Below are 23083 nucleotides of genomic sequence, written 5' to 3'. Positions count from 1 at the left end.
AGGGAGATCCCGAAACTAGAAGGGGATTACGCCGCTTCGAAACAAGGCGACGACCTCGTCCCGATCCACGAAACTCCGATCGCAGACCAAGAGCCAGTCCGGAAAGGTGTCGAGAAAAAGCGCGTGAGCCAGAACACCGATGATCGGCTTGTAGCCCTCGAACTGGTGGGCGGTAAGATCATAGGTCCAGTCGCCGGCCATGACCCAGAAATGGTGTTCGTAGCCGCACGGCTTGGACCCCCGGACGACGCGGACGTTCTTAAGCTGATACTTTTCCTCGAGCAGGTAGGTCAGGATAAGCGAAACGCTCTCACAACAATTCTGCGGATACGAATAGCCGAAGGGATAGTCGAAAATCCGCTCTCGGCGATTCCGCTCTAGGAACGCCAGCAGCCGCGCCGCTGACCGGTCCAGCTCCATTTTTTTGACCGCATGGCGCGCAGACATCGACCCTCGCTGCGGCTGTCAATCGACAGCGCTGCGGCGGATCCGCAACCCCTTGTAGGTCAGTTCTTCATCATCCCTGCCAACGATTCTCGGCGTCTGGCAGAGGGCCTGCTTTGCCGCCTCCCAGTACAGAACATCGAACAACACCAAATCGGCCCCGCTGGCCTGCATCTTCCGAACCTCGGCCTCAAGCACCTCGATCACATCTTCCGGCAGCGTTCCAAGAACGAACCGCGCCGCCTCGACCTCCTGCGGTTCGTAGCCAAGACGGGTCAGGTCGGACCTAGCTTGTACCCGTAGGCTGTCGGTGATCGCAGCCAATGTCATCCCAGACTTTGGAAACCGAGCCGTCGTGAGGGGAATCTCCGCGAGGCCACGATCCGATGTCAGTTCGGCATAAAGCATATAATTTGCGGGGGAACCGGACTGCGCGATCTCCACCCCTGCACTGAGATCATCGTTCATAAGAAAGCTCCGCTGTTCGCTCCGATATAGGGAACGTCGGCTGCGTCGCCACCGGTATGTTCGCCGAATGACGCGCGAAGCAGCCTCGAAACGGATGACCCGTACGCCCCGCTTACTCAGAAGCGGTCCTAACGAGCAAGATCGCGCGCGCTAGGACGCTTCCGGCCACCCTCAGTTGGGGTCGTAAGCATGGAAGCAGCCGTTCCGAAGGTCGCAGATGAGTCAAAAAGCGCCCTAACGACCCAGGTCCGCTCCCCGCCCCGCCACGACCTGCGCCAACCCGTTTGCCATCGGCTTCAGCGCGATCCTGCTCCCCATCCTCGCGGCGTCTCCCGCCCTCACCCGCGCATAGTGCTCGACCCCGCCCGCATCCTTCACCACCACGAACGGCGCCGCACCCGCCTCGTCGTGAAACCCGCTCTTCACCACCACCCCGCGCACTCGCTCCGTCCCGAGCGGCCGCACCTCCCTCGCCCCCTCCAGCCGTCGCTGGTTCAGCGTCCGGATAATGTCGCGCCGCGCCTGTAGCGTCCGCAGCTTCGTCTCCATCTCTCCGTCGAGCTGGTAACGCCGTCCCGTCCTCACCGCGAAACCCAGCCCCTCCAGATGGCGCAGCCGCCCCCGGGTCAGCGCCGCCCAGGCGTCATTGACGCCCACGCCATCCTCGACCGTCCCGTTCGCATCCGCCGCCGCCAGCAGCCGCCGGTCGAAGCCGGTGAACCGGTCCGCCCCGGTCTCCTTCCAGATACGCCGTTCCGCCTCCACCCGGGACAGGTCGCCGAGCCGCTCCTGCGCCACCTCCTGCGCCCGCGCCCGGAAGCCGTAGCCGATGTAGTCGCGCGGGATGACCAGGTCCCGCCCGTCGCCTCGCCGACCCCGCACCAACACATGGGCGTGCGGCTGGTCGGTGTCGTAATGGCAGGTCGCCACCCATTTCAGATTCGGCTCCCCCAGGTCCGCCGACACCCGCCCCATGACCTCGCGGGCATAGCCCTTCAGATCCCCGATCCGGTCGCCGTGCTCCGGCGAGATGATGAAGCGGAAATGGTGCCGGTCCTCGCTCCAGCCCCCGGTCTCGACCACCGGCCGAACATCGTCCGTCTCCCGGTCGAAGAACTCCGGCCGCGCGCCTTCGACCCCGGCTCCCGAGCGTCCGAGATAGCTCACATGCGCCGCCAGGGCCGCCGCCCGCTCGGCGCCCTTGCCGATGTGCCGGGACACCAGCGCCTTGACGATCACCCGCTGGCGAACGTCCAGCCGGAAGGCCCTGCCCGAGCGTCCCTGCGCCGCCCTGAGAACGCCTGACCGGTCACCCAGGGCGAAGGCGCGCGAGCTGGCCAACCGTCGCATCAGGCCGGTTCGGACGTTGACCCGGTCTGGTTTGAGGGACAGCGGAAGACGGACCTGGACCGCCTCCGGCTCCTGACCGCCCCCCGCCGAAAGACGGGACTGGATGGCTTCACGGATCAGCATTCGACGCCTCCGACCAGGCCGCCGGCATCGTCCGAAGACGACAACTCACCGCAAGTCGTCCAACACCCTCGGATGCGCCGCTAACCTGCGGACAGGATACGAAAAACCCGAACCGCCAAACACCCTCTTTTATCTTGCCCTCAAGCCCTTTTCCCAGTTTTCCAGACACTCCCGTCATACATCCGCACATCGGACCAAACCTCATCATCGCATCCCCGGTCCGTCGCCTGGTCGTCCCTGGGGCGCCGTCTTCGATCGCTCGAATGCCCCGGACGACAAACAAAAACCCGCCCGGCCGAAGCCGAGCGGGTCGTTGGTGTCAGTGTCGATCGATCAGGCCGCGCGCGCCCGGATGGGGACATGCCGCAGCCCGGACTCCATCGCCTTCTGTCCAAGGTTGAGCGCCGGTCCGAACGGCCGCTGGTCCGCCCGCGCCCGATCCACCGAATGCACCAGGGTGAGGCAGACCTCAGGCTCGAGCGCGATCAGCTCGTCGTTCGCCCTGAACGGAGCGGCCTTGCCGTGGGTGTCGAAATCGGCCCGGGCGAGGATCAGCTTCACCCCCTTCTGCCGGGACCATTTGATCGCCAGCTTCTCCGACCCCTTCGCCCCGGTCGTCGCGAGCGCCATGTCAGGCCACTCCTTCAAAGCCCAGTTCAGGGCGTCGAAGATCCGCCCGGCGTCATCCGAGGTGTCGGCCGTCGGCGCGCCCCGGAAGGCGACCACCGGACCGCCCGGATCGGCGTCCCCCGCCCTGCGGTTCCTGATCGCGCGGATGGCCTGTTTGGCTTCCAGCTGGGCCGCCGTCAGATGCGTGCCCCGCCGGCTGCCGCGCCAGGCCGTCCAGACCTCGCCGGTCGCGATGGTCCAGGTTTCGGCGGCGGCGTCCCGGATCAACTCCGTCGCCCGGGTGGCCGTATCCCCGGCCCGTGCTTTGGCCGTCGCTTCCTGAAGCTCGGTGTCGACCGCCTCGGATCCGTCGAAGTCGCGGTCGAGGCTGCGCATCGCGTCGCGCGCCCGGTCCGCGTTGCGCTCGATCCGTCCGGCCGCCGAATGGAAGGCGCCGATCAGGGCTTCTCCCAGGATCGTCTGGAAGTCCTCCAGGGCTGTGTCGGAGATCACGTCCACAAGCTCGGTCATGAGCGCGCGCCCGAGCTGGATCAGGGCCTCCTCTGTGGGATGCGGACGCGGATCGCCGAGCGAGGCGGTCAGGTCGTCGAAGGCGGAGTCTGATTTGGCGAAGAAGGGTGAGGGAAAGGCTTGCATCGGGAACATCCTGTAAAAGATGTCGAAGCGCCCCATGCGCAACGACCCCGGTTTTGGCCACATCGGGGTCCCCGGCAGTCACCGGAGCGGATAGCCCCTTGGCTGTCCGTGAAGGGGAACGGCGCAGCCGTTGACTTCCGGGGTGATGTGACAAAATCGGAGGGCGTTGTGTGGGGGCAAGTCCTCGCCCGCCTTCGGGCGAGGACACCTTTCGGCGCCGTCGCGCCGATACGGACGATCGGACATCGATCTTCGCCGGCCTCGTCGGCGGCGAGCCGCCGGCGCCGCACGCCTGGGCGTCCATCGATGCCGACACCGGCAGGACCTCAAGCCCCTCGACCGCCGGTCCTGGAACCTTCGACCCAAGCCGAAGACAAAACGGCGACCTCATCGAGGCCGCCGTCGAAACAGTCACTGATTTCTTCACCGCGAAACCGGCCAGAAACCCGCGCCTCAATGCAGCCCCGCGAGCGCCTCCAGGCTCTCAGGCGACTGCCGCACAGGGCGATAGGCGACAGCCGCGTGCGGCCCGCAGAAGGCGCCGCGCGCGACCGGGCGTCCACACAGGCTGAAGCCCTCAGCCCCGGGGTCGCCATAAGGCCAGCGGCATTCGCAGCGCCGCACGGACAGCAGGGTCGTCCGCCCCTGGTCGGGGACGGGTTCCGGCCCCGCAATGGCCTCACCCACGATCGTGGGCGGCGGGCGGCGGTCCCTGGGCGGCGACACGACGACGACAGACGGACCCCGGGGTCGCGGGCGACCCGCGGACAGGCCCATCCTGTGAACCTTGCCGAGGACGGCGCTGCGGGTGAGACCCTCACCAAGATCACGCGCGATCTGCGCAGCGCTGCGGCCTTCAAGCCAGAGGGTCCTCAGACGCTCAATACGGTCTTCGGTCCAGGCGGAGGCGGTCATGGCGAAACTCCGGTGCCAGCGAGCCCCAACGGCTCGCCCGCGCCCGCCCTCGCCTTCTTCTCCCCTCGCCTTCCCCTCCCGCCCCCACACAGGAAAACGGCCCGGCGCTCGCGCGCCGGGCCGTTCCGTCTCTCTCGCCGTCGGATCAGAACGGGATGTCGTCGTTCAGATCATAGCCGCTCGCCGGCTCCTGCACCTGTCTGTCGGCGGGACCGTCATCCGTAGAAGGCCGGGCACGCCGGTTCTTCAGCCGGATATCGCCGACGATCAGGCGCAGGTCGTAGTGTTCGACCCCGTCCTTGCCGGTCCAGGTGTCATTCTCGACATGGCCCTGGATGACGACGCGGCTGCCTTTGCGGGCGAAGGCCTCGATGTATTTCTCGGCCGTCGCCTCGTTGAAGCAGATGCAGTTGAAGCCGGTGGTGCGCTCGCCGGGCGTGCCGTCGGCCTTGCGGAAGCGGGTGGTCTCCAGCACGCGAAAACTCGCGCGCTTCTTGCCCGAGCCCTGGGCCGACAGGATGGACGGGTCGGCGGCCAGATAGCCTTCGAGAGTGAGGGTTTGCATGATCAGTCTCCTTGGAAATGAAGGTCGCAGGAAATGAAGGGTCGCGAGGTCAGGCGGCGACGCGGCCGTCTTCGGACGCCCCGAGCCCCGCGGCGTCGCGGTCCTCGGCCCAGTCGAGGACGGTCAGCCGGTTCACCACCAGTTCCTTGGCGGTGCGTTCGGTCCCGTCCTTGGCCGCATAGGCCGTGTCGATGAAGGCGCCGACGACGACGGCTTCGCAGCCCTGGGCCAGACCGCGGGCGATGACCTTCTCGTTCAGGCCCTTCGACCAGCTCACGCAATTGACCCCGACGAGCCGGTCCTTGCCGGCGGCGTCAACGCCGCGTTTCTCGAGCAGCCGGAACACCGCCTTGGCGAAGTCCGGGCTGATCTGGGGGTCGGCCGCCAATCGGCCGGTGAACACCATGGTCTGCATGTCAGTCTCCTGTTGATCCGAAGCGCCGGGGAGCCGATCTCCCCGATCCCGCTTCACCCTCATCCTCCCTTCCTCCCGTCCCCTCCTGACCGGACGAGGCCTTCGCCTCGTCCGGCCGATCTCAGGCCGCCGCGCCGTCGAGGACCGACTGCACCGGGTGACGACGCAACACGGCTTCCAGGATCCGGGGCCGGTCGACCGGGATGAAGACCCTGGGCGTGAAGGCGATGATCTCCACGAAGCACCCGAGCGCGACCAGGGCGTCGCGATCGGTCCGGCCCCCGACCACCTCGATCCGCCAGCGATCCATCACCCGCGCCCGTTTCAGCCACAGACCGCCGTCCAGGCAGAGCTGGACGCTGCGGTCGAGGAGGCTGGCGGCGGTCCTGGCGCCGTCGGCCCAGGCGTCGCCGATGTCGCCCAGGCCCAGGCTCGCCTTGAGGGCCCGAGCCTGGGTCTCGTCCAGGACCCGACCCAGCCAGCGTCGGCCGTCGGGTGCCCGAACCCGACGCACCGAACACCCGCGCGCCGGTAACCGGCCCCAGATCGGCAGCAGCAGGCCGGTCGCCAGCGTGAGCTCACGCCTCAGCCAGGGATCGGTTCCCGCGACCTCCTCATCCCAGACCCGGCGCCAGTCGCCGATCGCCGCCGGCTTCCAGGCGGATTCCCCGAACGTCTTCTCCGACAGGGTCTGGCGTCCATCCGGCCGGATTAGACGGACGGCAGCGACGAGCCGGTCCTCGTCCGTGGCGGTGGTCAGGCCCAGCTCGGCGATCGCCGCCCGGCCGGACTTTGCGTTCACGACGAGCTGATGGGCGATGTCGGCGACCCGGGCCAGCGCGTCGTCCGGATTGAGGATGTCCCGACGGACCCTCAGCGAGAAGGTCACCAGGGCGGTTTCGGCGCCCGTTGAGACGTCGGTCCGTATGGTTTCCTGGCCCAGAACCTCCAGTTCCCCGGCCTCGATATCCTCAAGGCCCCGGTCCAGATCACCCGACGCGGCCGCGCGCTCGATGATGCCGGAGAGAATCCGGTCAAAATCCTCGAACAGGGCGTTCTGGTCGGCGATCCGCAGCGCCAGCAGCCGGTTCAGGAAGGTGTGGATCGGCGGCAGGTCGTCGGAGGGTTTGAGACCGCCGTCGGCGTCGAGCAGTTTGAGACCTGTCTTGTTCATGAAGGTCTCGAGCGTCATCGAGGCGAGTTCACCGAAGGCCATGGCGCCGTAGAAGACCAGAAGGGCCCTGCGCGCCCAGGGGCTCTCCAGATTGTCCTCGGCCCGGAACAGACCCGCGCCGGCCGTCCGGCGCTCGCCGCGCGTCAGGGCGCCGAGCGTGTCCAGCCGCCGCGCTATGGTCGAGGTGAAGCGCTTCTCGCCCTGGATGTCGGTCGTGACCGGACGGAACAGCGGGGCCGAGGCCTGGTGGGTGCGGTGGCTGCGGCCCAGGCCCTGGATGGCGGCGTCCGCGCGCCACCCCGGCTCGACCAGATAATGGACCCGGCGTTGCCGGTTCGCCGCCGACAGGTCCGAATGATAGCTGCGTCCGGTGCCTCCGGCGTCGGAGAAGATCAGCACCCGCTTGCGACCGCTCATGAAGGCATCGGTCTCGGCGCGGGCCGCCGCGGCGCCGCGCCGTTCGACGATGCGCCGTCCATCACGCACCACCACCCGCCGCGACCGGCCCGTGATCTCGGCGACGGCGTCCGTGCCGAAGGCTTCCAGCAGGGCGTCGAGCACGCCCGGTACGGCGGGCAGGCACGCCATCCGTTCGATCAGGGCCTGGCGACGCACCAGCGCCTCCTGACTGACGGCCGGGCGACCGTCGTCCATGACCGGGACCATGGTCACATTGCCGTCCCCGTCCTCGATCGCCTCCATCAGATGGACGGGGAAGGCCTCGCGCAGATAGTCGAGAACGTATTCGCGCGGGGTCAGGTCGATGGAGAGGTTGTTCCACTCCTCCGGCGGGATGGAAGAGAGCCTTCTCTCCATGACCGCCTCATTGGTCGAGACGATCTGGACCACGGCCGAGCGATCCTGGACCAGATCCTCCCGGATCGATCCGATCAGGCTCGGCGTCTTCAGGCCGGCGAGAAGATGACCGAAGAAGCGCAGTTTGGCGCTCTCAAAGGCCGAATATACGGCGGACGCCGCCTGGCCACTCTTCGGCTTGCCGTCCTCGTCGTTCAGGCCCGTGGCCTTCAGGGCCTCGGCGAGATTGGCGTGGATCAGCTGGAAGGCGTCGGCCCAGGCGTCCCAGATCGCGATGTCGTCCGAGGTCAGGGGATGGACGAGCGGTTCATATTCGACCCCCTCGAACGACAGACTGCGCGCCACATAGAGCCCAAGCGCCTTGAGCTCGCGCGCCACCAGCTCCATCGCCGCCACGCCGCCCCGATCCATGGCCTCCAGAAAATCCGCCCGGGTCATGAAGGGCGCCTCCGGTCCGCCCCACAGGCCGAGGCGCGCGGCATAGGCCAGGTTCTCGGCCGTGGTGGCGCCGGTCGCCGAGACATAGAGGACCCGCGCGTCGGGCAACCGGTTCTGCAGCGCCAGGCCGGCCATGCCCTGAAGCGACGCCTTCTTCGCACCCCGCGCGCCCTTGCCGCCGCCGGCCGCGTTGGCCATCGCATGGGCCTCGTCGAAGGCGATGACGCCGTCGAATTCCGCGCCGAGCCAGGTGATGATCTGGTCGAGGCGGGATTGACGGTCACCCCGGGCCGGCTGGCGCAGCGTCGCATAGGTCGTGAACAGGACACCCCGGTCGAGCCGGATGGCATCCCCCTGTTTCCAGCTCGATAGCGGCACGATGTCGTAGGCGCCCCCGCCGATCGCGGCCCAGTCGCGCCGCGCGTCCTCGAGCAAGGCGTCGTTTCGGGACAGCCACAGCGCCCGGACCCGTCCCTGGCTCATGTTGTCGGCGATGACGGCGGCGATCTGGCGGCCCTTGCCGCACCCCGTGCCGTCGCCGAGGAAGAAGCCGCGTCGTAGCTGGACGGCCTCCTCCTGCTCCTCGGAGACCAGCACCATCTGGTGCGGCGCCTGATCCGTCCGCCACCATCCGGGCAGGTGCGCGGCGTGCGCCTCCCCGGCATGGATCACCATCTCGGTCTGGGCGTCCGAGATCCGCCCCTCATCGCGGATGGCCGGCGGCAGGACCGGCCGATAGGTCGGTGGCGGCAGGGCCACTGACGCCATGGGTCCGGACTCGACCAGGGGCGACGGATGCGGACGCGGCGCGGCCAGGACGACCCGCCCCATGGCATGGGCCTGGTAGAGCCCGACATCGCGCCCCTCCCCGGTCCAGGCCTGCACTTCATAGGCCAGGGGCGCCGCACCCGCGAGGAAGGCCAGGCGGCCCGAAGGCAGGGCCAGGCCTCGCGCGCGCGGTCCCAACAGGGCGTCGGTCGTCACGGGCAGGCGCGTCCGCGGCCTGGCGCCGACCCGTGGCGCAAGCGCCCCAACCTTCCGCGCCGCGTCCTGCAGATCGTCGGTGGTCTGGACAGGCGCGGCCTCCGCGGCACCTCCGGCCCGATCGATCACCAGCAGACCCGTCTCCACGGCGGTCCCGTGTTTGGCGAAGGCATGGGGTGGAAAGGCGATCCGCCCCACGACACGTCGCGCCTCACCGAAGCGTCGAAGCAGGCTTGCGTCCGTCAAGGCGGTCAGCGGGACGATCGCGGCCAACCGGCCATGGTCGGCCAGGGCCTTGAAGGCCGCTGACAGATGCTCGCCGAGATCCGAGAACGGCGGATTGCACAGCACCACGTCGAACCCGCCTGCGTCCGCGCACAGGTCATGGATATGGCGTCCGTCATGACGGGTCCGATCGGCGTCGGGGAACAGACCGTCGAGCAGAGCGGCGCGCCCCGGCGCGACTTCATTCAGGCTCAGCGTTCCGCCGCAGGCCCCGCCGACCGCGGCCAGCAGACCCGTGCCGGCCGATGGCTCCAGGACGCGGTCTCCGGGGCGCACCCGGGCGGCCAGGACCGCAAGCGCGGCCAGGTGGGGCGGGGTGGAGAACTGGTCCAGCGCGACCTGCGCCTCACTGCGCCGGGTCTGGGTCAGGCCCAGGGCCGAGACAGCCGCCAGCAGGGCGGCGATCTCCGTCGGCGCATCTTCCAGACGACTGACCTGTGGCGCCAGACGCCGGATCTGCAGGACCGTCGCCGCCTCGATCGCGTCATAGGCGTCGCGCCAGGCCCAGGCTCCCTCGGCGTCGGACGCGCCGAATGCGGTGGTCATGACGGCGGCCACAAGCCGACGGTCGAGCGGTCGGGATCGCGCCAGATGGGCCGCCAGCGCCCGGGCGGCGGCAAGGATGTTGGCGGACGTATCTCCGCTGGGGTCGGCGAACAGCGACAGGGTCGAGGACATGGGATCAGCTCCGGTGGCCTGAAGCGGAGGGCGCCTCCCTCTCGGTCCTGCAGGCTCGTCCTCGCCCGCCCTTCCCTCGCCTTTCCCCGGACCAGCATCCGGACACGACAACGCCGCCCCGGCGCGAACCGGGGCGGCGTGCTCGAGGCGGATCGTCGTCAGGCGGCGGCGGGCCCCAGGGCGGCCTCGCCCGCCGGGGTGACGGTGAATGCCCCGATCCCGTCGTCGTCGTGGGTGGACACGTCAGCACCAACGTCCTCTTCGGTCGTCACCGGTTCCTCGTCCGGCAGCGGACCCGCCCAGGAGAGGCCGGCCGGTGCCCAGCTCCGGGACGCCGCCTGTTCGGCGACCCAGTCGACCAGTTCAGTCTTCCTCAAGGATCGCGCCCGCTCGTCTTCCGCGCCCATGCTCTCCAGCATTCCCAGCAGCAGTCCCTTGGAATGGGCCTGCAGGAAGGGCGCGTCCGGCGTCCAGTGGAGCGTGATGTCCGCCCCGCACAGGGCGGCCAGCTCGGCCGCCTCCGTTCGGGCGCTGCGCCGGATCAGGGTGGTGCGGGTTTCGCGGACATCGAGACTGATCGCGGTCAGTTCCGCCAGCAGCCCCATCTTCTCCCCGTGCGGCAGGGCATGGACCCAGGCGATGACCGTCTCACCCGACGCCTGCCAGGCCGCCCGACGGTCGTCGAGCCGCTGGCGCACCTCGCCGTCCAGGGTCTCAATTACCCGTCCGTCCACCGGATCGAACCCGGTGGCGAGAATGGCCAGGGCTGACTCCGACCGCGCCACATGGGTGCGGAGAACCAGGACGGTGAACAGGCGCGCGATCAGGGCCGTCAGCGCCGCGCCCGGATCGTCGGCCAGGGCCCGGATCAGTCCGCGCGTGGCCACCTCGGTGCGTACGCCATGCAGGGCGTGGTTGACGCCGTCGGTGTCAGGCTCGGGCGCCGGCACCTCCGGAGCGACATAGACCGGCGGAGCCGACGCCCGGTCCGCCGGATCACTGTCGAGCGATCCGGCGTCCTCGATTTCAGGCTCCTCGGGCGTGTAGCAGCGCACATCGACGCCCGTGCCGGCGGCGGGCCACATGACCATGGTCGTCACCACCCGCCCGCCGCACCCCGTCTGGTCGGCCTGCACCCGGGCGCGGATCATGGCGACAATCGCGGCGTCAACGGCCTCGGAATCACAGGCCTCGGCCAGGGCCTGCCGGACCGCGTCCGCCCGTGCGTTGAACGCCTCCCGTTCGGCGCGGTAGCGCGCCATGTCGTCGGCCGGGAGCTGACCGCCGTAGACATAGCCCAGCGCCTCAAGGTCGTCCGGGAGGTCCGGTTCGGGTCCGGCGGTGACATGCACGGCGATTCCCTCGGCCTCGAACACGGCGGCGATGGCGCGCGCCCGACCCATCCACAGGTCCGTCAGGATCTCCGGATCGAGCAATACGGGCGCGAGTTCCCCGAACAAATCCGCCTCGGTGCGCCCACCCGCCTCGCCGTAGCTGTCCGCATCGACGAGAGCACAGCGTCGATCCCGGCTGGTGACACGCCCCTCGTCGAGCCGCTCAGTGATGCGCCAGTCCTGAAACCCATGCCCGTCAAGCGCCGCCTCGGCGAGTTCGGCCTGTTCGGCCTTGTCGGGCAGCCGGGCCAACAGCCTGGCCTGTTTGAGGGTCATCCGCCCGGCCTTCAGGGCCACAAGGGCCGCCGCAGGCAGTCCGGCCAGGGCGGCCAGCCGCTTGATGTCGATCTCGGCGTAGCCGAGGGCCCGGGCGATCACAGGCACGGTCAGCTTCGATTTCAGCATCCGGCCGATGGCGGCGATGATGTCGGCGACATGGACGGGCACGGCGGTGTTGGTGAGCAGGACGGCGGCCGCCTGACGGGCCGGATCGGTCTCGACACAGACGGTGACGGGATAGTCCGCGTCGATCTCGCCGGCGTCCAGCAACAGACCCAGGGCGAGGCGGCGGCGACGTCCGTCCAGCGCCATCCAGGGCTGCTCCTTCCTGCCCCGCCCGGGCCGGACGGTGAGGCGCTGCAGCTGGCCGGCGGCCTTCAACGTGGCGGCCAGGGTCGGAATGTCGTCATCCGGCGGCTCGTTGAACCGCAGATTCTCGCGAGCGATGCCGATGTCGCCGAGGCGGACGGTGCGCTCGTCGCGCTCGACGGCTGCGGCCGGGACGGGGTGGGAGACAAGGTCGGTCATGAGGGTTCTCCGGCCGGGCCACGGGGCCCATCCCCGCCGCTCCGGCGCCCGTCAGCGCCCTCGCTCCTCCGCTTTGGCGCGTCCACCGCCACATCGTTCCAGTCCCCGAACGAGGGGTCCGGCAGCCGGATGCGAACCTCCAGACCGACGGTCGTCAGGCGTCGCCGGAGGCGTTCCGCGGCGCGCTCGCCCGCGACTCCCCGGTCGGCGGCGATCAGCAGCCGGCGCACCGGCGGCGGTGGCGTCCAGGCGGCGAGATTGTTGGCCGCCATCAGGGCCCAACCCGGTAGCTGGAAGCGATCCATGGCGGACAGGGTCGTCACCACCCCCTCCCCGACGAGCATCTCCGGGGCGCCCGGAGCCAGACGAACAGCGGCGCCGGGCGGGACCCGGCCGACCGTCTTGCGTGTCAGGCGAAGACCCGCAGCGCGACGCCCGTTCGGGTCCAGATAGGTCAGTTCGACCCCGGTCAACCGGTCCTCCGTGTCGCTGATCCGCGCGACAAGGGCCGGACGGCCTCGCCCGCACGGTTGGTAGACCGCGATCGGCGCCCGGGGATGGAATCCAAGGTTCAAGGCGACGTCGACACCCCGATGACGCAGATAGCGATCCGCCACGTCGCCGGAGCGGATGGAGCGACAACCCGTCCAGAGTTCGGCGGCGACCTGAAGGCGAATGTGCGGATCGGCCCTGGGGCCCCACAGACCCGGTCGTGCCCCGCCGATAAGTCGGCCGGTGTGATCGATCAGTCCCACGTCGCGCAGATGATCGCGGACGACCCGCCAGTCGGCGCCGCCGAACCCGTGGATGACGACCCGGTCATCGGTCAGCAGAAGCGAGACCGAACGATCCCGGGCGCTGTGGCCGGGCGCGGGGATATTGGCCCGCCGCCCCTCGCAATAGAGTTCGCCGCCCAGGGCGGCGACGATGCGGTGCAGGGTCATGACAGCCTCAGATCAGGCCGAGGGCCTTGAAACTCGCCGTCCCTTCCCGGCCGACGACGAGATGGTCGTGGACCTGAAGATTGAAGACCCGCGCCGCCTCGATGACCTGGCGCGTCATCTGGATATCGGCCTGCGACGGCGTCGGATCGCCGGAGGGATGGTTGTGGACCAGGATCAGGGCGGAGGCCGAAAGCTCGAGGGCCCGGCGAACGACTTCGCGTGGGTAAACAGGCGCGTGATCCACTGTGCCGTGCGCGACCAGCTCATCACGGAGCAGGTTGTTGCGCCGGTCCAGAAACAGGGTCCGGAACTGTTCGCGGGGCTCATGCGCGAGCGCCGCCCGGACATAGGCCACGAGCGCCGTCCAGGAGGTGATCACGGGGCGTCGGCAGGTTTCATCGCGCGCCAGGCGGATCGCCAATTCCCGCAGCAACTTGAGATCGGACAGGGCGACCGGGTCAAGTCCGGGCGCGCGCGCCAGTTCACCGGGCTCGGCGGCGACGACGGCGCCCAGTCCCGAAAACCGCTCCAGCAGGGCTCCGGCAAGCCGATGCGTGTTCTTGCCGGGATCCCCGTGCGGACCCTGAACCGCCCGCCGCAACATCAAGCCCAACAGGGCCTGATCATCCAGCGCCGCGTGAACCAGGGCCGGTGGCGCGGGCGGACGGTCTTGGGCGTCCGGGCCCCAGGCCCGCGTCGGGTTCGGTCTCATGGCGGTCTCTCCTTCTCCGCTCCACCACGGAGCACCCGCCGTCCGGCCTTCCTTTCTCTCCCTGGCCGGACCTGGATCAGGCGAACGGCCGTCCCTCCGGACCCTGAGCTCCGGGCCACGTTCCGGGCGGCCGCCCGACGCGACGCCGATACCGGTGAGTGAGCCGCCGAGAGCGCCACGCAGGCTGTGCGAATCCAACCCGAACGTGGCGACGCAAGGCCTCGGGTATCGCGGCAAGTCCAGGGCGGGTCTGAGGAGACGTCTCTAGATGATGAAGCGATCCCAGGACCCGTAATGCTCCTGGCTACGACGTCCACGCGGCAGGCTGAGCCCCGCGACGACCAGGCCCACGAGCGTATCGGACAGACCACCGGCGACCGTTCCGCCCCCCAGGACCCAGGGCGTGACGACCAGCCCGGCCGCGAGCACGAGATTGAGGAAACGGAGGGGGCGCGCCACCTCGGCCATGGCGATCACCGACACGGTAATGATCAGGGCTCCGATCAGATGGTCCGTGTCAGCCAGGGGTGGGGCCGCGCCGAAGACCAGTCGTGAGAACATCAACCAGACCCCAAGTCCGGCACAAACCACCAGGGTCCATGGCGCGTTGACGCCGCGCAGCGCCGAGGCGGCGGCGGCCGGGAGGCTGTGCGCGAAGCCGGGGCGGCGATCGATCGTCCCTCCGGGCAGGGCATCGCCGCGGAAGAAGGCGCGCCAGAAGGGCCGTCCCCGGCGGGTGTTCAGCACCATGAACTGTCCCATGGCCACCAGTTCGTCGAGCGAATAGGGAATCATGACCAGCATGGCGACGCCCGCCGCGATGCACAGGGTGCAATATGTCCCGATGACAATCGGCTGGGCGATGATGAAATAGATGCTGACCACGCCGAGCGGCACCACGACGATGCCGAACAACAGCACCATCCAGGGCATGGTGCGCCAGCGCGCCCGGCCGCCCATGGCCCCCATCAGGATCTCGATCATATAGGTGATGGTCCCGACTCCGCCGTCTGCCACCGGCCAGGCCTTGGACATGTCGGAGGTGATGATGTGCTCGGTTCCGTTGAGCGGTCCGGGAACATTGAAGAACGGCTCCCAGACCGCGTCGATGTGGCCCAGCTGATAGGCGGTGAGTATCCGTGACAGCACGAGACCGATCAGGCCAAGAGCGATGATCGGCACGCGCTGGAGGTAGGTCGAGGGACAGTAGCTCCAGCCCGGCGGAGTGTCGGTCTCGTCCATCATCCCTTCCATGCTCATCCCGGGCATCATCGGGATCAGGATGGTCAGGGCCACCACCAGGGCGCCGACCAGCATATCGTTGCTGTATATGGCCGCGCTCGGCGTCCAGAACAGGATGGAGGCGCCGAGCAGCCAGATACCGATCACGGCATTGGCCCATTGAGCCCAACCGCCCCTGGGCGACATGGACAATCCGGCGAAGACCATGATCAGCACGCCGCAGATCACGTCGTTCCAGCCGCTCAGGGCATTGCGAAGGGCGGGCGCCCACAGGTTCCGGTCCTCGGTGACCGCCAGGATGGCGGTCGAGAATTCGGTCTGGGTGAAGACGCCGAAGATCAAGGGAACCGTCGCCAGCCACAGGCCCAGCCCCATGGTCAGCCAATGCACCCACAGCATGTTGAAATGCATGCCGCGCATGGACCGGTCGTGGTCTGCGAGCATCCGGCTGTGTTCCGCCGGCTTCATGGCGTGAGCCCGCGACGCCGCCGCCTCGACCTTGTCATCGGCGACCCGGGCCGCGTTGAGCCGGTTGGCCTGGTACCAGGCGAATGGGTCGGCCTTCAGCCCGGCGACGATGGCCGGCAGGCTCTTGCGAAGTGAATGTTTTGGAGACCAGCCCAGATGGGATCGCGCTGCGGTCAGGTCGAGCTCATAGTGGTCTCCGGAGATGTCGACCATCCAGGGCCGGATGAAACCGTCCTCGTCGAAGACTGCGGTTTCAGCCCAGGCCCCCGCCTTGGCGGCGGCCTTGGGAATGGAGAGGGTCTCCCATGCCTCGTCATGGATCAGCCGACCCAGATCGCGCTGGATTTCGTCATAGGTCATGACATCGGTCTCGCCGAGCAGGACCGGGAAGACCTCTGGAAGATCCTCGCGTCGATCGATCACCCGAGCGATGGCGGTCATCAGATCATCGAGGTGCAGGGAGGGCTGGCCGGTAGCCAGATTGCCCGGATAGACCCGCGCGCTGGCCCGTTTCTCGTAGATGCGGGCGATTTGCTGGGCCAGGAAGGCAGAGTGACCGCCGTCGTCATAGATCCCGGCCGGCCGCAGGAAGACGGCGGAAATTTTGCCGCGTTTTTCGCGGATCAAGGCCTCGGTGAGAACCTTGGATTCGCGATAGGGCAGACTCGCGTCGAGAGGCGCGGTTTCGTCGATCGGCCGGCCCGGCTCCGTCGGCTGGTGCACCAGCATGGTGCTGGAGAAGACGAACTGCTCGACGTCGAAGGCCTGGAGAGCGTCCAGGAGGCGGCCGGTTCCGCGCACTGTCACCGCCTCGTAGCGCGGATCGGGTTTGCCACTGAGATCGAAGAAGGCCGCCAGATGGATGACCGAAGCGATCTTGCGACCGTATCCCGTCCGCACCCGGTCGAACGCCGCCTCGACGCTCGCGTCATCCGCCAGGTCGATGCAGACGCATTCGGCGTCAGCGGGCGGATGGGGCGGCAGGTCGCGGTCGAAACCGATCACCCGGAACCGTTTGGCCAGACGTTTGACCAGGGCCGAGCCGATGAACCCGCTGGAGCCGGTGACGATGACGACCGGCCGGTCGCTGGCCGGCGTCGCCATCAGCCGCGCCCTCGCAGATATTTGATCAGGGCCGCGATCGCCAGCACCAGACCAACGATCACCAGGAGGCTGACCAGCCCCATGCCGCCCATCATCCAGCCCATTCCATTTCCATCCATCATCGCTCTTCTTCTTCGTTCAGGCCCGTCCTGCGACGGACATTCCGCCCGGGGCCAGGCGTCCGACTACTGCGCGCGCAGGGCGGTGACCTCATTGACCCCGTCATGCACCGAGACGTCGAAGGCGACCCGGTCTCCAACCCTGGCGTCCGCCAGCACAGCGGCCGGCGCCGTGAAGGTCATGGCCATGGCCGGCCAGCCCACACCCGGGATCGCGCCATGATCGATGGTGACCGTGCCGGCCGAGGCATCGACAGCCGTGATCGTGCCTGTGCCGGCACCGGTCATGGCGGCCTGCCCTCCCGCCATCGGCATGCCGGGCATGTCCGACGCCATCGGCATTTCAGCAGCGGGTGCCGGCTCGGCAGGCGGCGCGGTCTCGGATTGACCGCAGGCGCTCAAGCCGAGGGCGGCGGCGGCCGACAGGATCAGGGCGCGATTCATGGTGATTCTCCTTGGGCTGATGTGTTCGAACGAGACCTGCGACGTCTCAGCAGCAGATAGCCTGCGGGAATAACGAGCATGGACAGCAATGGTGCCGTCAGCATGCCGCCGATGACCGGGGCGGCGATGCGGCTCATCACCTCCGAACCGGCGCCGTGGCCGATCAGGATCGGGAAGAGACCGGCCAGGATCACCGCCACGGTCATGGCCTTGGGTCGGACCCGCAGCAGCGCACCGTCACGGACGGCGTTCTCGACCTCAACGGGCCCCGGATTGGGGCCCCGGTCGTTGAGCGCGGTCTTCAGATAGATCAGCATCACCACCCCGAACTCGGCCGACAGCCCGGCCAGGGCGATGAAGCCGACCCCGGTGGCGACCGACTGGTGGTAGCCCAGCAGATACAGCAGCCAGACACCGCCGGTCAGGGCGAACGGCAGGGTGGCCATGATCAGGGCCGCCTCGTCGAACCGCCCGAAGGTCAGATACAGCAGCACGAAGATGATCAGCAGGGTGGCCGGCACCACGATCTTCAGCCGCTCGGCCGCCCGGGTCAGATATTCGAACTGCCCGGAGTAGGCGATGCTCACGCCCGGGGTCAGCGTCACCTTGTTCGCCACCGCCGTCTGCAGATCGCCGACCACCGAGGCCAGGTCGCGGCCGCGGACATCGATATAGACCCAGGTGGTGGGTCGACCGTTCTCCGACTTCAGCATCGGCGGACCGTCCGTGACCTGAAGGTCAGCGACCGTGCCCAGGGTGATCTGCTGGCCCGAGGGCGTCAGCACCGGCAGGGCGCGAAGTTCGGACAGGCTGTCGCGGATCTCGCGCGGATAGCGGACGCTGATCGGATAGCGGGCCAGCCCCTCGACCGTCTGGCCGATGGTCTCGCCTCCGACGGCCCCGGCGACGATGCTCTGCACGTCCGCGATATTGAGGCCATAGCGGCCGGCCGCCTGTCGATCGATGTCGATGTCGATATAGCGCCCGCCGGTCAGCCGTTCGGCCAGGGCCGAACTGACGCCCGGCACGGTCTTGGCCGCCGCCTCGACCTCGGCCGCGATGCGGTCGATGGCCTGAAGATCAGCGCCCGACACCTTGACCCCGACCGGACTCTTGATCCCGGTGGCCAGCATGTCGATGCGGTTGCGGATCGGCGGCACCCAGATGTTGGCCAGGCCGGGGACGCGCACGGCCTGATCCAGTGCCTCGACCAGCTTCTCCGGCGTCATTCCGGGTCGCCACTGGTCACGTGGCTTGAAGCGGATCGTGGTCTCGAACATCACCAGCGGGGCCGGATCGGTCGCCGTATCGGCCCGCCCGGCCTTGCCGAACACGGTCTCCACCTCCGGCACGGTGCGGATCATCCGGTCGGTCTGTTGCAGCAGTTCGGAGGCCTTCGCCGCTGACAGTCCCGGAAGGGCGGTCGGCATGTAGAGCAGATCGCCCTCGTCCATCGGCGGCATGAACTCGCCGCCCAGCTGGCTGATCGGCCAGGCCGAGGTGGCGAACACCGCCAGCGCGATCAGCAGGGTGGCGCGGGGACGGTGCAGCACCCAGTCGAGCGGCCGCCGGTAGATGTAGGTCAGCCAGCGGTTGATCGGATTGCTCTGCTCGGCCGGAATCCGCCCACGGATCAGATAGCCCATCAGCACCGGCACGAGGGTGATCGACAGGATCGCCGCCGCCGCCATGGCATAGCTCTTGGTGAAGGCCAGCGGCGCGAACAGTCGGCCCTCCTGGGCCTGCAGGGTGAAGACCGGAATGAACGACAGGGTGATGATCACCAGACTGAGGAACAAGGCCGGCCCGACCTCGGCCGCCGCCTCGGTGATGACCCGCCAGCGGGCCTCGCCGGCCAGCCGTTCATCGGGATGATCGTGTTCCCATCGCTCGATATGTTTGTGGGCGTTCTCGATCATGACCACGGCCGCATCGACCATGGCCCCGACGGCAATGGCGATGCCGCCCAGCGACATGATGTTGGCGTTGACGCCTTGCAGATGCATCAGGATGAAGGCCGCCAGCACCCCCAGCGGCAGGGTGATAATGGCGACCAGGGCCGAGCGCGCGTGCCAAAGGAACAGGCCGCAAACCAGGGCGACGACGAAGAACTCCTCGAGCAGCTTGGTGCTGAGGTTTTCGATCGCGCGATCGATCAGCTGCGAACGGTCGTAGACCGTCACCACCTCGACCCCGGCTGGAAGGCCGGCCTTGAGGGTTTCCAGCCGCTCGCGCACCGCGGTGATCGTTTCCCGCGCATTTCCGCCCGAGCGCAGGATCACCACGCCGCCGGCCACCTCGCCCTCGCCGTTGAGCTCGGCGATGCCGCGTCGCATCTCCGGTCCGATCTGGACCGTGGCCACATCGCCCAGCTGAACCGGCACCCCGCCGGCAGCCGTGCGGATCGGCACCGCGCGGAAGTCATCCAATGTGGTCAGATAACCGTTGGCACGGACGATGTATTCCGTCTCGGCCAGTTCCAGAACGGAGCCGCCGGCCTCGCCATTGCCCTGCCGGATCGCCGCGACGACCTGCTGGTGGGTCACACCGTAGCCGGCCAGCTTGGCCGGATCGAGCACGACCTGATACTGGCGCACCATGCCGCCGATGCTGGCGACCTCGGCCACGCCGGGCACGGTCTTGAGTTCGTAGCGGAGGAACCAGTCCTGCAGGCTGCGCAGCTGCGACAGATCATGCTGACCCGTGCGGTCGACGAGGGCGTATTCATAGACCCAGCCGACGCCGGTGGCGTCCGGCCCCAACGCGGGGCGGGCGGTGTCGGGCAGGCGCGCCTGGACCTGGCTGAGATATTCCAGCACCCGCGAGCGGGCCCAGTACAGGTCGGTGCCGTCCTCGAACAGCACATAGACATAGCTGTCGCCGAAGAAGGAATAGCCCCGCACCGTTCGGGCGCCGGGCACCGACAGCATGGTGGTCGCCAGCGGATAGGTGACCTGGTTTTCGACGATCTGCGGGGCCTGGCCGGGGTAGGAGGTACGGATAATCACCTGCACGTCGGACAGGTCCGGCAGGGCGTCCACCGGCGTGTTGCGCACGGCCCAGAGGCCGGCGGCGACCAGGGCAAAGGCGGCCAGCAGGACGAGGAAGCGCGCCTTGACCGAGGCGCGAATGATGGCGGCGATCACTGGCCCGCCTCACGGCGGGTCAGGCTTCGGATGGTGGGTTTGCCCCCGACCATGTCGAAGGCGAACTCGACCTGACTGCCGACCGCGACCCCTTCAAGCCTGACCGGCTCGGCGAGGGCGAAGGTCATGGTCATCGCCGGCCACTGAAGCGCCGGCACCGCCCCATGAGCCAGGGTGATCGAACGCCCCGCGATCGACTGCACCCGGCCGCTGGTGCGGTAGGTCGCGGGTGCCGAGACGGTCGCTGCCGTCTCACCGGCCGGGGCAATGGGCCGTGCCGTGACGCCCGACAGGCTGGCCTCGGAATCGAACAGGAACTGGCCCGAGGCGACGACCCGCTCGCCCTCGCGCAGACCGGCGAGAATCTCGGTCTGCCCCCCGCCCTCGCGCCCAACCCGGACCTCGGCCGGCTGATAGCGTCCGCCCTCCGCCGCCAGCATCACAAGATTGCGCTGACCCGTTCGGATCACCGCTTCCGACGGCACCAACAGGGCCGGTGTTGTGGAGCCGCCGAAGGTGATCTGTCCGTACATGCCGGGACGAAGACGACCGCCCGGGTTTCGCAATTCGATCCGCGCGGTCAGGGTCCGGCTGTCGCTCGCCACCTCGGGCAGCAGGGCGATCAGACGACCGGTCATGCGCTCCCCGGGGAAGGCCGCGAGGGTCACTTCGACCGCACGCCCGACCCGTAGCTGGCCGCCGAGGGTCTCGGGTACAGCGGCGTTGAGCCAGACGGTCGACAGGCCGTTGACTTCGGCCAGGGTCAGACCCGCCGGCACCGTCATGCCCGCACGCACGCCGAGGGTGCGAATGACCCCGCCGATCGGACTGGTGACGGTCACCGTGGTGCGCGGACGGCCCGAGCGCTCGACCGCCGCGATCAGGGACTCCGGCATGCCGAGCAGCAGCAACCGTTGCCGCGCCGCCTGGATCAGGGCGGCGTCATCGGTGCGCCGGACCGCGAGGTATTCGAGCTGGGCTCCTCCCCAGTCGGGGACCAGAAGGTCGGCCAGGGGGGCACCGCTGGAGATGACGTCGCCGGGCGCGCGTCCGTAGACCCTTTGAACAAAGCCGCTGGCGCGCGATTGCACCACGGCGACGTCGCGCTCGTTGTAATCTACCACCGCGCTGGCGGTCAGATCGCCGTCGAGGGTTCCCGATCGGACCGTGGCGAAGCGGACGCCGAGGTTTTGGGTCAGGGCCGGGTCAATGCGAACCCCCGCCGCCGCGCCTGCCGCGTCATCGGCATAGCGCGGCACCAGCTGCATATCCATGAACGGCGACTTGCCGGGCTTGTCGAACTTCTGGGCAGGGACCATCGGGTCGTACCAGTAGAGCACCTCACGCTCGCCCGCGGCGGGAACGGACGCGTCGCCCCCTCCTCCCAGCCGCGTCAGCCCCAGAGCGGCGACACCGCCGAGGAGCACCAGTCCGGCCGCGGCGGCGGCAAGGCGAAGGTTTTTGCGCTCAAACCGGATCATTGGTCGCTCCTGTAGGTCAGGGTGAAGCCGACGGCGCGGCGCGCCACGTCAGCCTCCTTGTCGAGGGCGTCCAGCCGGGCGTTGGCCAGGGCGGTGAAGGCGTCGAGCACATCCATGATCCCGGCCCGGCCCGCGCCGTAGCTGGCGGTTTCGAGATCGGCGCGGTTGCGCAGATTGGGCAGAACCACGTCCCGTGCCCGGACCCACCGGGTTCGCGCGACCTCATAGTCGGCGAGGTCACCCCGCAGCATCGCCGTCCATTGCCGCTCAGCGGCCTCCTGTTCGGCATCGACACGCCGGGCGTCGGCGGCGCGCGCCGCGATCAGCGGCTCCTGCCGGCTGGACTGGAACAGCGGAAGCCGCACGCTCGCCCCGACAGAGACCAGATCGCCGAACATCGGATCCCTGCGGGCGTAGCTGGCTTCGAACGACCAGTCGGGGCGGCGGCCGGCGCGGGCCAGATCGAGATCCGCCTCGGCCCGGTCACTAAAGGCGGCGTAAGCGCGTATCGCCGGCAGTCCGTTGAGATCGACATCGAAGACTCCAGGCTCAAGATCGATGGCGGGAGGCGGACCACTGGCGCTCGGAACCGGATCGCCGGTCCACCGGGACAGTTCCGCCCGCGCCCGCGCCAGATCCGCGCGCAACCCATCGCGCCGATCGTCGAGGGCGGCGCGCAGTTCGACGGGCCCCAGAATTTGAGCCGGTCGACTGGCCCCTGAGGCGACGCCCGAGGGCGCGGTCTCCCACAGGGGTTCAAGCGAGGCGAGCAGGTCGTCCAGCACGTCCAGGCGTCGTTCGGCATAGTGGAGGTCGATCCAGGCCTGGCCCGTCGCGGCCCGGACCTGCCAAAGGCTGATGTCCTCACGGGCCCGGGCCACGTTGATGTCCGCCCGGGCGATGCCGCGTTCGGCGCGACGCCGCGCACGACTGGGCACGTCCTGCTGTAGTCCGACCTGGACATTGGTCATCATGACCTCGTCGAAGCGCCCCGCTGAGGGGCCCGTGACGGGGAAGCCGTTAAGGCCGAATTTCAGACGTGGGTCCGGCAGCCGCCCGGCGGCTTCAGCTGAGGCTTGCGCCGCCTCCACGCCAAGCGCCCCGGCTCTCAGGCCGGGCGCATCAGCGGCGGCGCGCGCCAAGGCCTCTTCGAACGTCTGTGGCTCGGCCCGGGCCGGCCCGGTGCCGGCGGCCAGGATCAGGACGGACACGGCCAGAAATGCCCAGCGGGAAGCCGCTGCGACGTCTATTTGCATGTCCGGAGCCGTGGCTCGCCCGAGGGCGATGGACGGCAGGGCGTC

At 68.7% G+C, this 23083-nt stretch carries 17 protein-coding genes; all 17 read right to left on the bottom strand.

The features are described 5' to 3' along the window. Positions 1–15: 15 nt before the first annotated feature. The 17 genes from AAC067_RS06350 to AAC067_RS06270 all read right to left on the bottom strand — a co-directional run bounded on the left by AAC067_RS06350 (position 16) and on the right by AAC067_RS06270 (position 23038). Entirely contained in the window at positions 16–447 is a 432-nt protein-coding gene (locus tag AAC067_RS06350) for a hypothetical protein (protein WP_339930664.1), read from the bottom strand. Between the two features lie 18 nt (positions 448–465). Next, entirely contained in the window at positions 466–912 is a 447-nt protein-coding gene (locus tag AAC067_RS06345; RefSeq protein WP_339930660.1) for a hypothetical protein, read from the bottom strand. Between the two features lie 234 nt (positions 913–1146). After that, on the bottom strand, positions 1147–2385 hold the full coding sequence (locus AAC067_RS06340) for a DUF3363 domain-containing protein (RefSeq protein ID WP_339930658.1): 1239 nt from the start codon (positions 2383–2385) through the stop codon (positions 1147–1149). 333 nt (positions 2386–2718) lie between these two features. Further along, positions 2719–3651: a DUF2493 domain-containing protein gene (locus AAC067_RS06335; RefSeq protein WP_339930656.1), complete on the bottom strand. Its 933-nt coding sequence runs from the start codon at positions 3649–3651 to the stop codon at positions 2719–2721. Between the two features lie 453 nt (positions 3652–4104). After that, positions 4105–4566: a GcrA family cell cycle regulator gene (locus AAC067_RS06330; protein WP_339930654.1), complete on the bottom strand. Its 462-nt coding sequence runs from the start codon at positions 4564–4566 to the stop codon at positions 4105–4107. Positions 4567–4711: 145 nt separating this feature from the next. Beyond that, positions 4712–5131: a single-stranded DNA-binding protein gene (locus AAC067_RS06325; RefSeq protein WP_339930652.1), complete on the bottom strand. Its 420-nt coding sequence runs from the start codon at positions 5129–5131 to the stop codon at positions 4712–4714. 49 nt (positions 5132–5180) lie between these two features. Further along, complete coding sequence (locus tag AAC067_RS06320; protein ID WP_298747114.1) at positions 5181–5546, bottom strand: hypothetical protein; 366 nt, start codon at positions 5544–5546, stop codon at positions 5181–5183. A 121-nt stretch (positions 5547–5667) separates the two neighbouring features. Then, positions 5668–9921, bottom strand: coding sequence for a strawberry notch family protein (locus tag AAC067_RS06315; protein WP_339930648.1), 4254 nt, complete (start codon positions 9919–9921; stop codon positions 5668–5670). A gap of 158 nt (positions 9922–10079) precedes the next feature. Then, complete coding sequence (locus AAC067_RS06310) at positions 10080–12122, bottom strand: chromosome partitioning protein ParB (RefSeq protein ID WP_339930646.1); 2043 nt, start codon at positions 12120–12122, stop codon at positions 10080–10082. Then, positions 12119–13066, bottom strand: a complete 948-nt coding sequence (locus AAC067_RS06305) for a toprim domain-containing protein (protein WP_339930644.1) — start codon at positions 13064–13066, stop codon at positions 12119–12121. Before AAC067_RS06305 ends, AAC067_RS06310 begins: the two co-directional genes overlap by 4 nt. 7 nt (positions 13067–13073) lie before the next feature. Next, a complete protein-coding gene (gene radC, locus AAC067_RS06300; RefSeq protein WP_339930642.1) occupies positions 13074–13778 on the bottom strand; it encodes a DNA repair protein RadC in 705 nt (234 codons plus the stop codon). A gap of 264 nt (positions 13779–14042) precedes the next feature. Continuing rightward, complete coding sequence (locus tag AAC067_RS06295) at positions 14043–16592, bottom strand: NAD-dependent epimerase/dehydratase family protein (RefSeq protein WP_339930640.1); 2550 nt, start codon at positions 16590–16592, stop codon at positions 14043–14045. After that, a complete protein-coding gene (locus AAC067_RS06290; protein ID WP_339930638.1) occupies positions 16592–16714 on the bottom strand; it encodes a hypothetical protein in 123 nt (40 codons plus the stop codon). The genes AAC067_RS06295 and AAC067_RS06290 overlap by 1 nt, the downstream gene beginning before the upstream one ends. Before the next feature lie 63 nt (positions 16715–16777). Next, positions 16778–17155, bottom strand: a complete 378-nt coding sequence (locus tag AAC067_RS06285) for a copper-binding protein (RefSeq protein WP_339930636.1) — start codon at positions 17153–17155, stop codon at positions 16778–16780. Beyond that, positions 17152–20301, bottom strand: coding sequence for an efflux RND transporter permease subunit (locus tag AAC067_RS06280; RefSeq protein WP_339930634.1), 3150 nt, complete (start codon positions 20299–20301; stop codon positions 17152–17154). The genes AAC067_RS06285 and AAC067_RS06280 overlap by 4 nt, the downstream gene beginning before the upstream one ends. Beyond that, on the bottom strand, positions 20298–21782 hold the full coding sequence (locus AAC067_RS06275; RefSeq protein WP_339930632.1) for an efflux RND transporter periplasmic adaptor subunit: 1485 nt from the start codon (positions 21780–21782) through the stop codon (positions 20298–20300). Before AAC067_RS06275 ends, AAC067_RS06280 begins: the two co-directional genes overlap by 4 nt. Next, positions 21779–23038, bottom strand: a complete 1260-nt coding sequence (locus AAC067_RS06270) for a TolC family protein (protein ID WP_339930630.1) — start codon at positions 23036–23038, stop codon at positions 21779–21781. Before AAC067_RS06270 ends, AAC067_RS06275 begins: the two co-directional genes overlap by 4 nt. Positions 23039–23083: the final 45 nt, after the last annotated feature.

Source organism: uncultured Brevundimonas sp. (assembly GCF_963977465.1).
Classification (GTDB): Bacteria; Pseudomonadota; Alphaproteobacteria; order Caulobacterales; family Caulobacteraceae; genus Brevundimonas.
This window is presented reverse-complemented; position numbering and strand designations above follow the sequence as displayed.

Excerpts from the sequence above, each read along its gene's own strand:
- AAC067_RS06345 (WP_339930660.1), bottom strand. The coding sequence starts at position 912 with ATGAACGATGATCTCAGTGCAGGGGTGGAGATCGCGCAGTCCGGTTCC.
- AAC067_RS06325 (WP_339930652.1), bottom strand. The coding sequence starts at position 5,131 with ATGCAAACCCTCACTCTCGAAGGCTATCTGGCCGCCGACCCGTCCATC.
- AAC067_RS06275 (WP_339930632.1), bottom strand. The coding sequence starts at position 21,782 with ATGATCCGGTTTGAGCGCAAAAACCTTCGCCTTGCCGCCGCCGCGGCC.
- AAC067_RS06330 (WP_339930654.1), bottom strand. The coding sequence starts at position 4,566 with ATGACCGCCTCCGCCTGGACCGAAGACCGTATTGAGCGTCTGAGGACC.
- AAC067_RS06335 (WP_339930656.1), bottom strand. The coding sequence starts at position 3,651 with ATGCAAGCCTTTCCCTCACCCTTCTTCGCCAAATCAGACTCCGCCTTC.
- AAC067_RS06320 (WP_298747114.1), bottom strand. The coding sequence starts at position 5,546 with ATGCAGACCATGGTGTTCACCGGCCGATTGGCGGCCGACCCCCAGATC.
- AAC067_RS06285 (WP_339930636.1), bottom strand. The coding sequence starts at position 17,155 with ATGAATCGCGCCCTGATCCTGTCGGCCGCCGCCGCCCTCGGCTTGAGC.
- AAC067_RS06295 (WP_339930640.1), bottom strand. The coding sequence starts at position 16,592 with ATGGCGACGCCGGCCAGCGACCGGCCGGTCGTCATCGTCACCGGCTCC.
- AAC067_RS06270 (WP_339930630.1), bottom strand. The coding sequence starts at position 23,038 with ATGCAAATAGACGTCGCAGCGGCTTCCCGCTGGGCATTTCTGGCCGTG.
- AAC067_RS06315 (WP_339930648.1), bottom strand. The coding sequence starts at position 9,921 with ATGTCCTCGACCCTGTCGCTGTTCGCCGACCCCAGCGGAGATACGTCC.
- AAC067_RS06350 (WP_339930664.1), bottom strand. The coding sequence starts at position 447 with ATGTCTGCGCGCCATGCGGTCAAAAAAATGGAGCTGGACCGGTCAGCG.
- AAC067_RS06290 (WP_339930638.1), bottom strand. The coding sequence starts at position 16,714 with ATGATGGATGGAAATGGAATGGGCTGGATGATGGGCGGCATGGGGCTG.
- AAC067_RS06305 (WP_339930644.1), bottom strand. The coding sequence starts at position 13,066 with ATGACCCTGCACCGCATCGTCGCCGCCCTGGGCGGCGAACTCTATTGC.
- radC (WP_339930642.1), bottom strand. The coding sequence starts at position 13,778 with ATGAGACCGAACCCGACGCGGGCCTGGGGCCCGGACGCCCAAGACCGT.
- AAC067_RS06340 (WP_339930658.1), bottom strand. The coding sequence starts at position 2,385 with ATGCTGATCCGTGAAGCCATCCAGTCCCGTCTTTCGGCGGGGGGCGGT.
- AAC067_RS06310 (WP_339930646.1), bottom strand. The coding sequence starts at position 12,122 with ATGACCGACCTTGTCTCCCACCCCGTCCCGGCCGCAGCCGTCGAGCGC.